Origin of the sequence: Treponema sp. UBA6852, assembly GCA_002449305.1 — a bacterium.
Classification (GTDB): Bacteria; Spirochaetota; Spirochaetia; order Treponematales; family Treponemataceae; genus Treponema_D.
This window is the reverse complement of record DKDI01000003.1, coordinates 44,282-60,044: the sequence shown is the minus strand read 5'-3', so window position 1 is coordinate 60,044 and position 15,763 is coordinate 44,282. Positions and strand designations below refer to the sequence as shown.

The following is a 15,763-nucleotide window of genomic DNA, read 5'->3' as shown; positions in this document are numbered from 1 at the left end:
AAACTTTTAAACTACAGACAGACTGTACAGTTTGTCTGTAATTACGATACAAAGAAAATGGTATATACAAACAAACGCTAAAAAAACAAAAAAGTCCGCTTCCAGGAAACTAGAAACGGACTAGTGACGCTTGGCGGGCTCGAACCGTCGACCCTCTGCTTAGAAGGCAGATGCTCTAATCCAGCTGAGCTAAAGCGCCGAATGAAAAATAGTTTATATTATTTTGCGCATTTCTTCAAGTGCAAAAAGTGATTTTCTGCAAATTTTAGAATGTTGCGCAAAGAAAACTTTTTCCAAAGCATTTAATAGATCGAATGTAGAGTTTTAGGATTTTTTGAAATTTCTAGTCATTATCGGGCTTGACCCGATAATGACTAGAAATTTTTAGTAGATTGCCGTGTCAAGCACGGCAATGACATTAAATTTACAAAACTCGAAATTGACCCTAATAATAAAACTATTGCTCTACAAGATTTGAATCAACATTGCAACCACCAGATTGGATATATCCGCCAGAATAAGTTCCTCCTCCGCTCAAAGTAAGATTGCTGAAATTTATATTTTTAAGCTCCGTAACATTGCTGATTGCAAAATTGGACAGGCTCACTGTTACAACTCTATTGTGGGTAAACATTTTTCCATAAGCGTAATTAGTTACATTTGGCATTACAAAGTTTGCGCCGCAGTCAGCAATTGCAATTTCCTTTGGCCTTATTGCAACAAACCTACGTGGCCCGTAGAATTTATTACTGTTTTCAGAAAGAGACGGAATGTAAGCTGTCAAAGAGCTTAAAGCTTTTCCATTATATATTGCGTCCCCAACAGGAGCTATTGTCCTTGAAGAGTCTGTCCAGCCCAAAGTATCAACGACTTCAAATCCTAAACTTGTGCTCTGTATTTTTAGGAGCGCGCCGCGGCTGTACATTGTGTTGGCTTGATTATATTCATAGTTAAACGAATCTCCAGAATCACCTGCTGTATTGCCCACATTTGAAACAAGAACGTAAACTGTTCCGTCATAAAGAATTGCAATGTCGGTAATTGCGCCGGAAACACCAAGATCAGAAACAGACTTTGCCGCGCCGACTTTAGAAACCGCAAATGTGCCGTCCGCATTTTCTGTAATTATGGCACGCTGGAGGTAATATGTGCTTCCATCAGAATCTATATATGCAAGATAAAGAACATTTCCTTGAATTGCAAAAGCCGCCCCATAGTAATCAAAACTGTCAAACCCAGACTTAAAAGTAATGGAAGGAGACGTCTCTGTAGAAATGTTTTTTATAACCGAAAACTGAAGAGCGCTTGTAGTTCCATCACTGTTTCTTGCAATCCATAAGGAATCCGTAGAATCATCATAATAAAGGGAATCAGAAAAAAGGCTGCCAGTTACAGAAGGATTTGAAGACCATGGACTATCTGCTTTTTTTAAAACTGCATCTGCAATATAATACCAATTACTTACAATATCTTCCACAAAGCTAGCGCTTGAAGTTTCGTTATTAGTAGCACAACTAATAGATTCAGTAATAGCAGAAGAAAGTTGATCAATATAAATAATTTGATTACCAGAATAATCGACAGCTCCATAATTCCACAAGATATAATTTGAATCCAAAATGCTGCTTGCAAAAAGCTTAAGAGCAATTGAGCATTCCGCAGTATCGCCAGCGGTAACTTTTACAGTCTCGCTTTTTCTTGCAAGAAGAACATCAGCTGTGTCATAAGCTTCCACTTGGACTGTGTAAGTGGCAGGCTCAAGCTCGTCAAATACTATGTCCGCCCCCCCCGCCTCGGAAGTTTGAGTTTTTAAGTTTTCGCTGTCCAATAAAAGGGCTACTTTATATGTCTTTGCATTTTCCTTGCTAAGAGTGTATGCGCCGCGCGAACCGCTTCCCGGAACTGCAACACGGATTGCGCCATCGTTCCCAGAAGAGCCACCCATGTTCATGCAAGAAGACATCAAAAACAAAAAAGAAACCAGCGCAACAAAACCAAATTTTCTCATAAAAAACCTCCAGTGCTTATAAAACATTATGATTCAAATCCATGCAGAATTCAAGTTTTTGATTTAAATTATAGAAAGATTATCAACCGAGTTTCCTTCAGAAACATCGCAGGGTCAAGCACGGGAATGACAGCAATGACATTAAAATATAAAAAGTGATTTTTATAGAATGCAGTTAAGGAATTTCTTTAGTCTCTCGGACTTTGGAGAGTCAAAAATCTGCGACGGCGTTCCTTCTTCCGCAACGATTCCGTCTTCCATAAAAACAACGCGGTCTGCAACTTCACGGGCAAATCCCATTTCATGCGTTACAACAACCATTGTCATTCCGCCTTTTGCAAGCTCCTTCATAACAGAAAGAACTTCGCCGACCATTTCTGGGTCAAGCGCGCTGGTAGGCTCGTCAAAAAGCATGACTTTTGGCGACATAGCAAGGGAGCGCACAATCGCAATTCTCTGCTTTTGGCCGCCGCTTAAAGTTGAAGGATAAACGTTCGCTTTGTCCGCAAGTCCAATTCTCTCCAAAAGCTCCATTGCTTTTTCATTCGCCTGATTTTGAGAAAGAAGTTTGAGCTTAACCGGCGCAAGCGTGATATTTTTTAGAACTGTAAGATGCGGAAAAAGATTAAAATGCTGAAAAACCATTCCCATCTGGCGGCGCACAAGATTTATGTCCGCATTTTTGCTTGTGATGTCGTTTCCTTCAAAAAGAATAGAGCCGGAATCTGGAGTTTCAAGAAGATTAAGGCAGCGCAGAAAAGTGGATTTTCCAGAGCCGGAAGGCCCTATTATCACAACTTTTTCGCCCTGCTTTATTGTCTGCGTTATGCCTTTTAGAACTTTCAGTTCTCCAAAGCTTATTTTCAAGTCTTTAGTCTCTATCACTTTTTGCCATCCTTTTTTCAAGAATCGAAAACAGCTTTGTAAGCCCAAGCGTAAGGCAAAGATATATAAGCGCGCACGAAAGAAGCGGAATCCAGGCGTTGTAAGTTGCGTTGCGAATCATGTCGCCGGCTTTTGTAAGATCCATGACTGCAATAAAGCTTGCCACGGAAGTTTCTTTTATAAGAACTATGAATTCGCTTGTGTAAGTAGGAAGAACAGCTTTTGCTGCCTGCGGAAAAATTATCATCGTAAGAGTCTGCCAGTAATTCAGCCCCAAAGAACGTCCTGCTTCCATCTGCCCGGAATCCACGCCTTGTATTCCAGCGCGGAAAATCTCTGTGCAGTAAGCCCCGGAATTTATTCCATAGGCAAGAGTCGCAACCAGCACACGGTCAAGTCCAAGAGGTGCAAAAACAACAAAGTAGAAAATCATGAGCTGGGTTGCCAAAGGAATTCCGCGGATAACGGTTGTGTAGATTTCCGCAATTATCCTCAAAATAGGATTCTTTGAAATCTTGAACAGCGCGAACACTGCTCCCAAAATCGTTCCGAGGATAATCGCAACAATAGCGATGTAAATTGTAACTCCCAGTCCCTGCAGAAGCAAAAGCCACCGCTGCCCGGAAATAAGCGTATCGTAAATTGAATCAAACACAGCCGTCTCCAAAAGCTACTTGCGGACTATAATAACCTGATTCGAAGTAAAGTACGGCTCAGAAAAGTCCACGTTCTTCTTGCGATCTTCTGTAACGCTCATTCCAGCCGCAATAAAGTCAATCGCTCCGCTAGAAAGAGCCGGAATCAAACTGTCAAAAGACATATCAACAACTTCAAGAGTCTGTCCCAAGTCCTTTGCAATTTTCTGTCCCATTGTAATGTCAAAGCCAACAATTTTTGTTCCTTCTACATATTCAAAAGGAGGGAACGCGGCGTTTGTTCCAAGCTTTACAACTTTTCCAGAAAGAACTTCGTCGCTAGGAATTTTTACAATTCCGTCAGCAGGCATAAATGCGTTAACCAGCTCTTCGTATCCGCCGTTGGACTTAAGAGAAGCGATTGTCTTGTTGATTGCTTCCAAGAGAGATGAGTTACCTTTTTTTACAGCGATTGAATATTCTTCCTGCGCAAACTTTGAGTCTACAATCTTAAGCTTTTTGCTGTTGCGCAAAACAATCTGCTTTGCCGGAAGCTCGTCAAGAACAATGGCGTCAATCTGGCCGTTCATAAGGTCAAGAGCAGCGTCCATTCCAGACTTAAAAGAAGAAAGCTTTGCATTCTTCAAGTTTTCCTGAACGTAAGTTTCTCCGGTTGTGCCACCCTGAACTCCGATGCGTTTTCCGTCAAGGTCTTCTATTCCTTTGATTTGAACAGACTTTTTCTTTGCGCTTACAGGAAGAACCATGCAAGCCGCCAATGCAAATGCCAAAACAACAGCTTTTTTCATAAAATGCCTCTATTTAAATTAAAGATTTTGTTTCCATGTCAAACCTGAAAACTTCCGTATTCTAGCAGTTTTTCAGTTGATTTTCAATTAAAAGTTGATTTCCTAAGCAGCCCTGTCATTATCAAGATACCTCTGTCAGAATCCAACCACCCATGCCATTATCCGGCTTGATTCTGCGATGTTTCTAAAAGAAACCCTGTTGATAATCTGTGAAATTTTACATTAGATTGCCGTGTCAAGCACGGCAATAACAAACTCGTTTGCAAGGAAATGACATTTTAAGCTATTGAACAAGGCTGCCTTTAAATGTGTTTCCGTTCAGGCTGTCTATGTGGACTTGCACAAATTTTCCGATTAAGGAAACAGGGGCTTCAAATGCAATGCGCTCGTTCTGCTCAGTCTTGCCCAAAAGCTCCTTGGCGTTGTCGCGGCTTATAATGTCGGCAAGAACTCTTATGTTTTTTCCAACCTGCTTTTCCATCACTTTTCTTGTAATTCCAAGCTGAATGTCTATGATTTTCTGAAGACGCTCTTTCTTCACTTCAAGCGGAATCTGGTTCTGCATTTTTGCGGCTGGAGTTCCTTCCCGCGGATTATAATAGTACATAAATGCGCTTTCAAATTCCACTTCCTTCATAAGCGAAGCAGCCTGCTCAAAGTCTTCTTCTGTTTCTCCGGGGAAGCCAAGCATTATGTCCGTTGTAAGCTGAATTTCTGGGACACGAGAACGCAGTTTTTGAATAAGCAAAAGATACTGTTCGCGCGTATATTTTCTGTTCATGGCTTTTAAGATTGAATTTGAACCATGCTGAACCGCAATGTGAAGCCCAGTGCAAACGCGTTTTTCTTGCGCAATAACTTCTATAAGCTCGTCCGAAAAATCTTTGGGATTGCTTGACTCAAACCGAATCCATTCAATAGGAGAATTTGTTTTTTCCAAATGGCGGCAGATTGTCTTTAAAAGAGCTTGAAAATTCATTCCGTCCGCTCCCTTGTAAGAATTTACGTTCTGCCCTAAAAGCGTTATTTCCTTTACACCGCGGCCGGCAAGCACATCAAGCTCGTGTAGAATTTGCTCTATAGGACGGCTCACCTCCCTTCCGCGCACATAAGGAACAATGCAGTAAGAGCAGAAGTTGTTGCAGCCGTGCATAATAGGAACAAAAGTTGAAAACGCTCCTTCTTCATACGAAGTTTCCGCAAAAACGTAGACAGGCTCTTCGTCAGTCTGAATATATTTCTGGCCTTCTTCAACTGCCTGGATTATTTCGCCGAATTTATTTTTTGCAAAAGTTCCCACAACATAGTCAACGCAAGGCCACTGCTTTTGAAGCGACTTTAAAAGACGTTCAGCCATGCAGCCCATTACAACCACGGTAAGCGGAACTGCTCCGTTTTTCTGCACATGTTCCGCGGCAATTTCCATGTTTCTTTTTTTAGCGTCGGGAGCACACGAGCGGACTTTCTTTAGCCCGGAAAAAAATCCTAGCCGCCCGAATATTCTTTCTTCTGCGGAACCGCGCACAGAGCAAGTGTTTATTACAACCAGGTCGGCAAGCTGAACATTTTCAGCCTTTTTCCAGCCGCGTGAAATTAAAATCTGTTCAACGGAAGCACTTTCGGCAATGTTCATCTCGCAGCCGTAAGTTTCAAAAAAATAAGTCATTTGCCCATTATAAAGAATAAACTGTCATTGCACAATTGAAAAAACTTATATTTAATTTGCGGCAAAAATACAACAAAAGTGTGATTTTTAAGTACAAAAAGCATTCAGAAAAACAATTTTTGTAATATTTTTACAAATTATTTGACACAGACTTTTTGTCATTATAAAATTCTGAACATAGATTGAAAAAAGGAGGAAATTTCAATTGAAAAAAATCTTAGCAATGGCAGCCGCAATGGCACTGTTTTCTGCGGCAGTTTTCGCTGATGTGGCTTGCAAAAAGCTCGACAATGGAAAAGTTGAAGTTACATTTTCGTTCTCGCATCCGAGCGCAAAAAATGTTCTTCTTGCAGGCGACTTTACAAACTGGCAGTCTGGCGCAAAGACAATGAAAAAAGAAGGCGACACTTTTGTCTTCAGAAAAGTTGTTTCAGAAAAAAGCGTGCTTACTTACAAGTTCATCATAAACGGAAACTGGATGACAGACAAAAACGCTCCGGCTACAACTGATGACGGATTCGGCGGAAAAAACGGCGTTGTTGACGTAAAGACACTCATAAACTAAAAGCCCCTTGTGCCGGAGAACGCAGCAATGCAGCTCCGGCATTTTTTATGCTTCATTAAATTCTGTGTAAGCGTAGGCATTGTGATTGTGAATGCTTTCAAAATTCTTGCATTCTACGCTGAACCAGCTGAAAGGCTTTTCGCTTTTTGAAAAATTCTTTAGCGCAATAAAAACTTCGCGCACAACATCTTCCACAAACCTGGGATTTTCGTAAGCGTGCTCGGTAACAAACTTTTCGTCCGGGCGTTTTAAAATGCTGTAAAGTCCGCCGCTTGCACTTTTTTCAACTTCTTCAATCACGTCTTCAATCCAGAACAGGCTTGAATTTTTAAGTTTGACTGTAACAATTCCGCGCTGGTTGTGCGCACCGTACTGGCTGATTGCCTTTGAGCAAGGACACAAAGTTGTAACAGGAATTTCAATTTTTATAAAGAAACTGCTAGAAGCAGAACTAACCTCGCCCTCGTAAGTGCATTTGTAGCACATTATGCTTTCCGCATGTGAAACCGGAGCCTGCTTTTTCATAAAGAAAGGAAATTCCATTGAGCCAAACGCGCGCTCCGCATCAAGGCTTTTTCTGATTTCCTCAAGCATGGAAAGAAACTGCTTCATTCCAAGATTTTCCCTGTGGCGGTGGAAAATTTCTATAAAGCGCGACATGTGAGTTCCCTTGTAATTATGCGGCAAGTTCACGAACAAATTCACTTTTGCGCACGTTTTTTGAGAGCCTTCCGCCTTGTCCAAAACCTGAACAGGATAGCTCAAATCTGTTACGCCAACTTTCTGCAAGGGAATTTCGCGCGTGTCTTTTGAACTCTGAATGTCAATCATTTTGAGCCTTAAAATTTTCCGCGCTTTCCAAAGTATTAAAAATGAGCATTGCAATTGTCATAGGACCAACTCCGCCCGGAACTGGAGTTATAAAGCCCGCAACTTCTTTTGCGCCTTCAAAGTCAACATCGCCGCAAAGTCTGAATCCGCTTTTCTTTGTGGAATCAGGAATGCGGTTTACGCCAACATCAATTACAGCCGCGCCATCTTTTATCATGTCAGCGGTAACTGTGTTCGGACGGCCGGAAGCTACAATCAGAATGTCAGCTTTTTTTGTGTATTCTGAAAGATTTTTTGTTCCTGTGTGGCAGATTGTAACAGTTGAATTGAATTCCTTTCTAAGCATCAAAAGAGCCATAGGCTTTCCAACAATATTGCTGCGTCCAACAACCACGACATTTTTTCCGCTCGTTTCGATGTTCATTTTCTTCAATAAAACAGTTATTCCGTTTGGAGTGCAGGGAAGAAATCCTTTTTCGCCTGTAACAAGCCTGCCCACATTAACTGGATGAAAACCATCCACATCTTTTTCCGGGCTGATTGAATTTGTAACTTTCTTTTCATCAATATGCGAAGGAAGCGGAAGCTGAACAAGAATTCCATGCACGGTCTTGTCTTCATTAAGTTTTTGAATTAAAGATAAAAGCTCCTGCTCTGTGGTTGACTCTGGAAGTTCTATGCTTCTGTCTTCCATTCCGGCTTCCGCAAGAGCTTTTCTTTTTCCTGAAACATAGCTTACGCTCGCAGGATTGTTTCCCACAAGAATAACTGCAAGGCAAGGCGTAATTCCGCTTTTCTTAAGCTCCAAAACTTTTTTTGCAACATCAGCTTTTACTTCCGCCGCAATTGCTTTTCCGTCTATAATTTTTGCGCTCATCTGTAACCTTCCATTTTTTTGTTTTCTTTTTTATAAAGCAGATGCAGAATTCAAAATATCCGCTAGATTGATAAAATCCTTGAAACCAAGTATAATCGCTTGGCAATATTCAAGGAAAAATCCATTTGAAAACTGCCTAAGCATAATATAAAAAAACAGAACAAATTGCCATAGAAGAATTTGCTTTTATGTTATAAGGAAAAATTATGAAACGTTTGATTACGCTTTTGAGCGTAGGAATTATAGGAATTTACATTTCAGCAGCGCAGGCTTCTCTTCCAAGGACAACTTTTATGCAAAGCTCACAGAATGAAAATTCAGGCGATGACAGCGAAGACGGAGACGAATACACAGAAGACGACATAAGCTTTGACCTTGGAATGAATCTTCCTGGAGACCAGTATATAAAAATTGCGCTTGGTCTTTGCCTTCCGTTGAATTTTCCAGACTTTGAAAGTGCCATAAAAGGAGACTCGCAACTAAAACTTGGCGGAATTGGTTCTTTGGGCTACCATTACTTTTTGACTTCAAAAATGGCAATTGGATTTGATGTAAGCTTTGGATTCAATGTTTCAATTGGAAGCCATGTATTCAACTATGTTCCATTTATTGCTGCGTTCACTTACCAGCCGGTTGCAGGCAGATTTGAATTTCCGCTCACAATCGGACTTGGATTTGCATGGGAATCTTTCGGCGGAAAAAACTACTTTCCGGGGCTTGTTGTAAAACCGGAAGCTGGCGCAATGTTCCGTCTTACAGAAAGCTGGTCGCTCGGACTTGAAGCCTCGTATCTTTTTATGCCGCAGTTCGCTTCTTGGTACAACGACAATGCGGAAAACTTTGCAGGGCAGTTTCTTACATTCAGCGTAACAGCAAGATACCATTTCTAATTTTTACAAAAGGGAAACAAATGAAAAAGTCAATTATAAACAGTATTTTTCTTTCCGTAGCTTTTGCCTGTCTTGTAGGATTTACTTCTTGCCACGATGACATTTACGGCGCAATCAACAACGAAATAGAACTGAACTCAAGCGGCTTGCAAGGCGATATGCATTCAATCGTTCACTACAAGAACTACATCTTAACTTGCAACGGTGAAATTTTTTACAAGACAAACGAGCCTTCGACATCAACAAACAGCTACAATGGGCAATGGGATAAAACAACTTCCCCTACTTCAGAAAAAGGAGACAACGGAATTCCTGCCACAACATATTTTCTTGCGGCCGACAGCCAATATCTTTATGCGCTGACTTACATCTGGGTTGAAAATGACGACGGCGAAAACGAGCCAAAGACAGCGACAATTTACGCAACAGAGTCAGATCCTGCAACTGGACTTGCTTGGACAAAAGTTGAAAACATCAGCGGCGGAAACTATTCTTTTGAAAATGCAAAAGTAATATTTGACAACAAATATTTTTCTGTAGACGACAACAATTCAGTTTCAGTTGATCAAAGAAAAGCTTATGCAAGAGTCAGAGCCACATCCAATGGCACTTACAAGCTTTATGAATTGAACGGAAACAACGTACCTACAGAAGTTTCTAATCCAACATTTGTTGATGAGTCATCCACTGCTACAAATGCAATTTCAGCTTGCTATTTTAATGGCAACAATTATTTTTCAAAATATTACGGAATGACTTCCAACGCAAACTGTCTTTATTACACTGGAACTTACACAAGCAGCAACAACGTAAACAGAGACTCTGATCTTTACTGGATAACAACTTCCGGCGAAAAAAGCTCAGTAGATCTTGACGCTGGCGGACTTCTTTCTATTGCCGCTGCAAAAGACTACATTCTGCTTGGAACTTCAAGCGGACTTGCAAGAGTTGCAATAGATGAATCAACAGGCACACCAAGCGGCAGCACTACAAATATGACAGGCAATGGAGGCTCTGTAATTTCTGAATACGTATTCATGGTCTTTGTTCTTAATCCAAATAAAAAAGAAGGTTCTTATTCAACAACAGAAGGAACTGATGAATACGCTTCTTCAACAATTTACGGCTCAATCCGCTCAAGCTCCGACTCTTGGGACGACACAGGTCTTTACGCCTGGTATCCTGCACAAAAAGAATGGAACCGCGACGGAGACTAGCCTAGAAAAATGGATGAGCTTTTTTCCAACTTAAAAGATTCCCACGAGCCTCTTGCTGCCAGAATGAGGCCAAGAACTCTTGACGAGTATATTGGGCAGGAACATATTGTAGGCAAAGGAAGGCTTTTAAGAAGGGCAATTGCGGCAGATCAGCTTACTTCCGTTATTTTCTACGGACCTCCAGGAACAGGCAAAACAACACTTGCGCGCGTAATTGCAAACCACACAAGTTCAAATTTCATTACATTAAATGCAGTTCTCACAGGCGTTGCAGATATTAGAAAAGCGATTTCCGATGCTGAAACTCAAAAAAATCTTTATAAAAGAAAAACAATTTTATTTGTAGACGAAGTTCACCGCTGGAATAAAAGCCAGCAAGACGCCCTTCTTCCTTGGGTTGAAAACGGAACTATAATTTTAATAGGCGCAACAACAGAAAATCCTTTTTTTGAAGTGAACAAAGCCCTTGTTTCAAGGAGCAGAGTGTTTCAGCTCAAGCCGCTTACAAAAACAGATTTGCTAAAAGCCGCAAGACAAACTTTTGCCGACACAGAACGCGGATATGGAAAATGGAAAGTCGAATTTGAAAAAGGCGCGCTGGAGCATTTAATTGAAACTGCAAACGGAGACGCAAGAAGCCTTTTAAATGCGCTGGAACTTGCAGTTGAAACGACTCCAGAAAAATGGCCGCCAAGTTTTGGAAGTACAATCTACATTTCAAAAGAAGCCTGCGAAGAATCAATTCAGAAAAAAGTTGTCCTTTATGACCGCGACGGAGACTACCATTACGACATAATTTCCGCATTTATAAAAAGTTTACGAGGACGAGATCCAGATGCCGCATGCTACTGGCTTGCAAGAATGGTAAAAGCTGGAGAAGATCCGCATTTTATTTTTCGTCGCATGCTGATTTCTGCCTGCGAAGATACCGGACTTGCAGATCCAAATGCAATTTCAATTATTGAAAGTTGCGCCGCCGCCTTTGACCGTGTAGGACTTCCAGAAGGCAGATATTTTTTAACACACGCGGCTTTGTATCTTGCAACTGCGCCAAAGTCAAATTCCTCAATGGCATTCTTTGACGCTTTGTCTTCTGTTGAAAAAGAAGATGCCGATGTTCCAAATCATTTGCGGGACGCTTCAAGAGATGCAGAAGGATTCGGACACGGAGCAGGCTACCTTTATCCGCACGCTTATAAAGACCATTGGGTTGCGCAGCAATATTTGCCGGACACTCTTGTTGGAAAAGTTTTCTACACTCCTTCAACTCAAGGCTACGAGGCAAAAATCAGAGAAGATATTCTTTCACGCAGGGAAGCACAAATTGCATCAATTCTTGAAGATAGCGAAGAAAAAGACTTAGAGCACATAAATGCAGTTTCTGACTGGTGGAAAGAAGCAGGACATTTTCACGGCTTAAAAAAAACTGGAGAAAATCTTACATATACCGCGGAAAGTCCAAGAAAAAATTCAGTTCTTGAAAAAGGTGAATCACTTTGGCGGGCAAGACTTGAAACAAACAAGGCACAGACTTTGCTTGGAATACGAAATGCAATGACAGAAGCCGTAAATATTTTAAGATTCCATAGATGTCTTGTTGCAAATGCAGACGACGCGCTTCTTTTATTTGACCTTATACGAAAAACTCCAGAAGGCTTAGTATGCGGAATATGCAGAACTCAAGCAGGAATGCAATCTTTGGCACGCTACGCTTCAACACTTGAAGAACTAGACAAGCCAAAACTCTGCACAAAAAAAGACACGCTAAGAGATTCGATTGCAGTTTTTGGAGATGTAGAATTTGACAGATTTTTTGCCCGCGATATTTTTTCTACAAAAGAAGACATCGAAGAGCTTTGTGTCTCTTTAAGCGACGGATTTTTTGGAATAGAAAAAATAAAACGAGACATTTCCTTCAGCACAGAAGAAGTTCAAAACGGAACAAAAGAACTTTTTCCTTTCTTTGAAAAAAATGCACAAGCTGTAATTTCGCAAAGAATTCCTTGTTCAGGCCAGCATTTAACAAAGCTAATTGAAGAAACACTTTTTAAAGAAAAAGTCGCACCTAAAGAAATAAAAAAACTTTTTCAAGAATCAGAGCAGGCGGAAAAAGAGTTTTTTGAAAACACTATGAATCCGATTTTTTCATGGGACGAAGAAACTGTAAAAAATATTTTTGAGCAAAATAATTTTTCTTGTCTTTACAAGTCTGCATTTATTTTGGAAAAGCGAAAAATCAGCGCGCAAGAAACCGAACGTTGGTTTAACGCAGAAAATTCTTCCTACGGCAAATTTATAAAAGGAAAACTCGGCAATGAAAAATTCGAAAAACTCAAAGAGCTTTTTATTCAGGCTGCGGAAAAAAATATTTTCAACTGGAAAACAAAAAATACAATTTTCATAATTTCTGCAAATCAAAAAAGATGAATCTTAAAGCTGGCGAAACAATTGAAAATCTTCATGCAAAACCTCTTAAGCTTATTCAAGGAAAAAAAGAATTCCGCTTTGGAATTGACGCAGTTCTTTTATCTGACTTTGCGCATACAAAAGGAAAATGCAAAGTTTGCGATTTGGGAACAGGAACAGGAATAATTCCGCTTTTAATGTCAGAAAAAAATCCAAAGGCAAATTTTGAATGCATAGAAATTCAAAAAGAATCAGCAGACATGGCAAGCCGAAGCGTAGAGATGAACAACCTGCAAGAAAAAATCAAAGTATTCTGCACAGACATAAAAGAGCCGTTTGAAGTATTGCAAAAAAATTCTTTTGACGCAGTTGTTTCTAATCCGCCTTACATAGAAGTTTCAAATGGAAACACAAACAAGGACGACCCCCTTTCCATTGCACGCCATGAAATTTTCTGCACGCTCGAGGACGTAATAAAAACTGCCTCCGCTCTTTTAAAATCCCATGGAAAATTTTTTCTGATTCACAAATCTTTCCGCCTGCCGCAAATTTTTTCTTTGCTTGAAAAATATAAACTTGCACCAAAAAGAATGAAACTTGTTTTTCCAAATAAAGAAAAAGAAGCTTCAATGGTTCTGCTTGAATCTGAAAAATGCGCAAAGCCTTATTTAAAAATAGAAAGTCCAATAACAATTTATGGCGACGACGGAAAATACACAAATCAAATTGAAAAAATTTACGGACGCAACTAAAAGTTAAAATGAGCTATAAAACACTCAATTCATATTTAAAAGAAAAATTCGGCTGCAAAGTTTACAAGCTTTCTCTTTCAACTGGCTGCACCTGCCCAAATCGCGACGGAACAAAAGGAAGCGGAGGCTGCACATTTTGCTCTCAAGGAGGCTCTGGAGATTTTGCGACAAAGCCAGCGCCAATAGAAATTCAAATTGAAGAAGCAAAAAAAAGAGTTGACTCAAAATTTCCAAAAAACATTCCGCCTGAAAAAAGAAAATACATCGCGTATTTTCAGTCGTACACAAATACTTACACAAACAAAAATATTACAATAGCAAAACTCAAAGAAATTTTCTTTGGCGCAATCAGACGCCCAGAAATTGTCGCGCTTTCAATTGCAACCCGCCCGGATTGTATTCCAGATGAAATTCTTAACCTTCTCTGTGAACTGAATAAAATAAAACCTGTCTGGATTGAACTTGGACTTCAGACAATTCACGAGCAAACAGCAAAAAAAATAAACAGAGGCTACACTTTAAAAGAATTCGAAAACTGCTTTTACAAATTAAAGTCAGCAGGAATCGAAGTTATTGCGCATATAATTCTCGGGCTTCCAGGTGAATCAAAAGAGCTTATGATTCAGACTGTTAAATATCTTTCCGAATTAACTCCTAGACTTAACGGAATAAAAATTCAGCTTCTGCATATTATTGAGGGAACAAAAATGGCGCAGGAATACAAAGAGAATCCTTTTAAGCTTTTTGAACTTGAGGAATACTGCGAATTTGTCTGCGAGTGCTTAAAAATTCTTCCGCCTGAAATTGTAGTCCACAGAATAACAGGAGATGGTCCAAAAAAAATTCTAATTGCTCCGCTTTGGTCCGCGGATAAAAAAAATGTTTTAAATACATTGAAAAAGAACATAGAACACTTTATTGACAATAAACTGCAATAAGAATAAAATAGTTGCTATAGAATAATTTATTCAAGGAGTTAACTTACCATGGTTAAAGTTGCTATTAACGGTTTCGGCCGCATTGGTCGCCTTGCATTCCGCCAGATGTTTGAAGCTGACGGATATGAAGTAGTTGCTATCAACGATCTTACAAGCCCAAAAATGCTTGCTCACCTTCTTAAATATGATACAGCACAGGGTGGATTCATGGGAAAAATTGGTGAAGGAAAACACACAGTTTCTCACATTGATGACGTTCTTGCTGAAGACGGAAAAACTGTAAAAGAACCAGGTGCTATCGTTGTAGATGGAAAGAAAATCACAATCTACAAGGAAGCTAACGCTGCAAATCTCCCTTGGGGAAAAATCGGTGTTGATGTAGTTCTTGAATGCACAGGATTCTATGTATCAAAAGCTAAATCACAGGCTCACATTGATGCTGGTGCTAAGAAAGTTGTAATTTCAGCTCCTGCCGGAAACGATCTTCCAACAATCGTTTACAATGTAAACCACAAAACTCTTACAAAGAACGACAACATCATTTCTGCTGCTTCTTGTACAACAAACTGCTTGGCTCCAATGGCTAAAGCTCTTAACGACTATGCTCCAATCCAGAGCGGAATTATGTCTACAATCCATGCTTACACTGGAGACCAGATGATTCTTGACGGTCCACAGCGCAAAGGCGATCTCCGCCGCTCACGTGCAGGTGCTCAGAACATCGTTCCAAACTCAACAGGCGCTGCAAAGGCTATCGGTCTTGTAATTCCTGAATTGAACGGAAAATTGATTGGTTCAGCACAGCGTGTTCCAGTTCCAACAGGATCTACAACAATCCTTACAGCTGTTGTAAAGAAAGCTGGAGTTACAAAAGAAGAAATCAATGCTGCAATGAAAGCTGCTGCAACAGAATCTTTTGGATACAACGAAGACGAAATCGTTTCTTCTGATGTAATTGGAATGAGATTCGGTTCTTTGTTCGATGCAACACAGACAATGGTTTCTAAGATTGCAGATGACCTCTATGAAGTACAGGTTGTTTCTTGGTACGACAACGAAAACAGCTACACTTCACAGATGGTACGCACAATCAAATACTTCGCAGAAAACTGCTAAGTTTGATTAAGGAATAAACACAAAAGGCATTCCGTTTTCGGAATGCCTTTTTTATTTTAAAGTATTTGATTGTTCTTTCATATTTAGCCTGAAATTCGAGTTTTATGATTTAATGTCATTATCGGGCTTGACCCTGCGATGTTTCTGAAAGAAACTCGGTTGATAATC

General features: G+C 40.1%; 14 protein-coding genes and 1 tRNA gene. 7 read left to right on the top strand and 8 right to left on the bottom strand.

The window, feature by feature from the left end; genetic code table 11:
* Positions 1-124: 124 nt before the first annotated feature.
* From B3209_RS00475 to miaB, 6 genes are all read right to left on the bottom strand, one after another.
* A tRNA-Arg gene (locus B3209_RS00475) sits at positions 125-199 on the bottom strand.
* Between the two features lie 258 nt (positions 200-457).
* A complete protein-coding gene (locus tag B3209_RS00470; protein WP_296664210.1) occupies positions 458-2,008 on the bottom strand; it encodes a hypothetical protein in 1,551 nt (516 codons plus the stop codon).
* A 162-nt stretch (positions 2,009-2,170) separates the two neighbouring features.
* Positions 2,171-2,893, bottom strand: a complete 723-nt coding sequence (locus B3209_RS00465; RefSeq protein ID WP_296012355.1) for an amino acid ABC transporter ATP-binding protein — start codon at positions 2,891-2,893, stop codon at positions 2,171-2,173.
* Positions 2,880-3,548, bottom strand: coding sequence for an amino acid ABC transporter permease (locus tag B3209_RS00460; RefSeq protein WP_296664208.1), 669 nt, complete (start codon positions 3,546-3,548; stop codon positions 2,880-2,882). The genes B3209_RS00465 and B3209_RS00460 overlap by 14 nt, the downstream gene beginning before the upstream one ends.
* 15 nt (positions 3,549-3,563) lie before the next feature.
* Positions 3,564-4,337 (bottom strand): transporter substrate-binding domain-containing protein, encoded by a 774-nt coding sequence (locus B3209_RS00455; protein ID WP_296664207.1) that lies wholly within the window; start codon positions 4,335-4,337, stop codon positions 3,564-3,566.
* Between the two features lie 283 nt (positions 4,338-4,620).
* Positions 4,621-6,003, bottom strand: a complete 1,383-nt coding sequence (gene miaB / locus B3209_RS00450) for a tRNA (N6-isopentenyl adenosine(37)-C2)-methylthiotransferase MiaB (RefSeq protein WP_296664206.1) — start codon at positions 6,001-6,003, stop codon at positions 4,621-4,623.
* Between the two features lie 205 nt (positions 6,004-6,208).
* Here miaB and B3209_RS00445 point away from each other — a divergent pair, with 205 nt between their 5' ends.
* Positions 6,209-6,568, top strand: coding sequence for a glycogen-binding domain-containing protein (locus B3209_RS00445; protein ID WP_295799940.1), 360 nt, complete (start codon positions 6,209-6,211; stop codon positions 6,566-6,568).
* 45 nt (positions 6,569-6,613) lie between these two features.
* Here B3209_RS00445 and folE2 read toward each other — a convergent pair whose 3' ends face one another.
* Together folE2 and folD are read right to left on the bottom strand one after the other, a co-directional pair.
* On the bottom strand, positions 6,614-7,399 hold the full coding sequence (folE2, locus tag B3209_RS00440; RefSeq protein WP_295799941.1) for a GTP cyclohydrolase FolE2: 786 nt from the start codon (positions 7,397-7,399) through the stop codon (positions 6,614-6,616).
* Positions 7,392-8,276, bottom strand: a complete 885-nt coding sequence (gene folD, locus B3209_RS00435) for a bifunctional methylenetetrahydrofolate dehydrogenase/methenyltetrahydrofolate cyclohydrolase FolD (protein ID WP_296664204.1) — start codon at positions 8,274-8,276, stop codon at positions 7,392-7,394. The genes folE2 and folD overlap by 8 nt, the downstream gene beginning before the upstream one ends.
* Positions 8,277-8,482: 206 nt before the next feature.
* Between folD and B3209_RS00430 the strand changes: the two genes are divergently transcribed.
* The 6 genes from B3209_RS00430 to gap are packed head-to-tail and all read left to right on the top strand — an operon-like array spanning position 8,483 to position 15,595.
* Complete coding sequence (locus B3209_RS00430) at positions 8,483-9,166, top strand: TP0733 family outer membrane beta-barrel protein (RefSeq protein ID WP_296664203.1); 684 nt, start codon at positions 8,483-8,485, stop codon at positions 9,164-9,166.
* 20 nt (positions 9,167-9,186) lie between these two features.
* Positions 9,187-10,383, top strand: coding sequence for a hypothetical protein (locus B3209_RS00425; protein WP_296664202.1), 1,197 nt, complete (start codon positions 9,187-9,189; stop codon positions 10,381-10,383).
* A gap of 9 nt (positions 10,384-10,392) precedes the next feature.
* Positions 10,393-12,810, top strand: coding sequence for an AAA family ATPase (locus tag B3209_RS00420; protein ID WP_296664201.1), 2,418 nt, complete (start codon positions 10,393-10,395; stop codon positions 12,808-12,810).
* Positions 12,807-13,541 carry a tRNA1(Val) (adenine(37)-N6)-methyltransferase gene (locus tag B3209_RS00415; protein WP_296664200.1) on the top strand — a complete coding sequence of 245 codons (735 nt, stop codon included), beginning with the start codon at positions 12,807-12,809 and terminating at the stop codon, positions 13,539-13,541. Before B3209_RS00420 ends, B3209_RS00415 begins: the two co-directional genes overlap by 4 nt.
* An 8-nt stretch (positions 13,542-13,549) precedes the next feature.
* Entirely contained in the window at positions 13,550-14,479 is a 930-nt protein-coding gene (locus B3209_RS00410; protein ID WP_296664199.1) for a TIGR01212 family radical SAM protein, read from the top strand.
* Between the two features lie 48 nt (positions 14,480-14,527).
* The gene (gap, locus tag B3209_RS00405) at positions 14,528-15,595 is read left to right on the top strand and encodes a type I glyceraldehyde-3-phosphate dehydrogenase (protein WP_296012331.1); all 1,068 of its coding nucleotides are present in this window, start codon (positions 14,528-14,530) and stop codon (positions 15,593-15,595) included.
* The last annotated feature ends 168 nt before the right edge of the window (positions 15,596-15,763 follow it).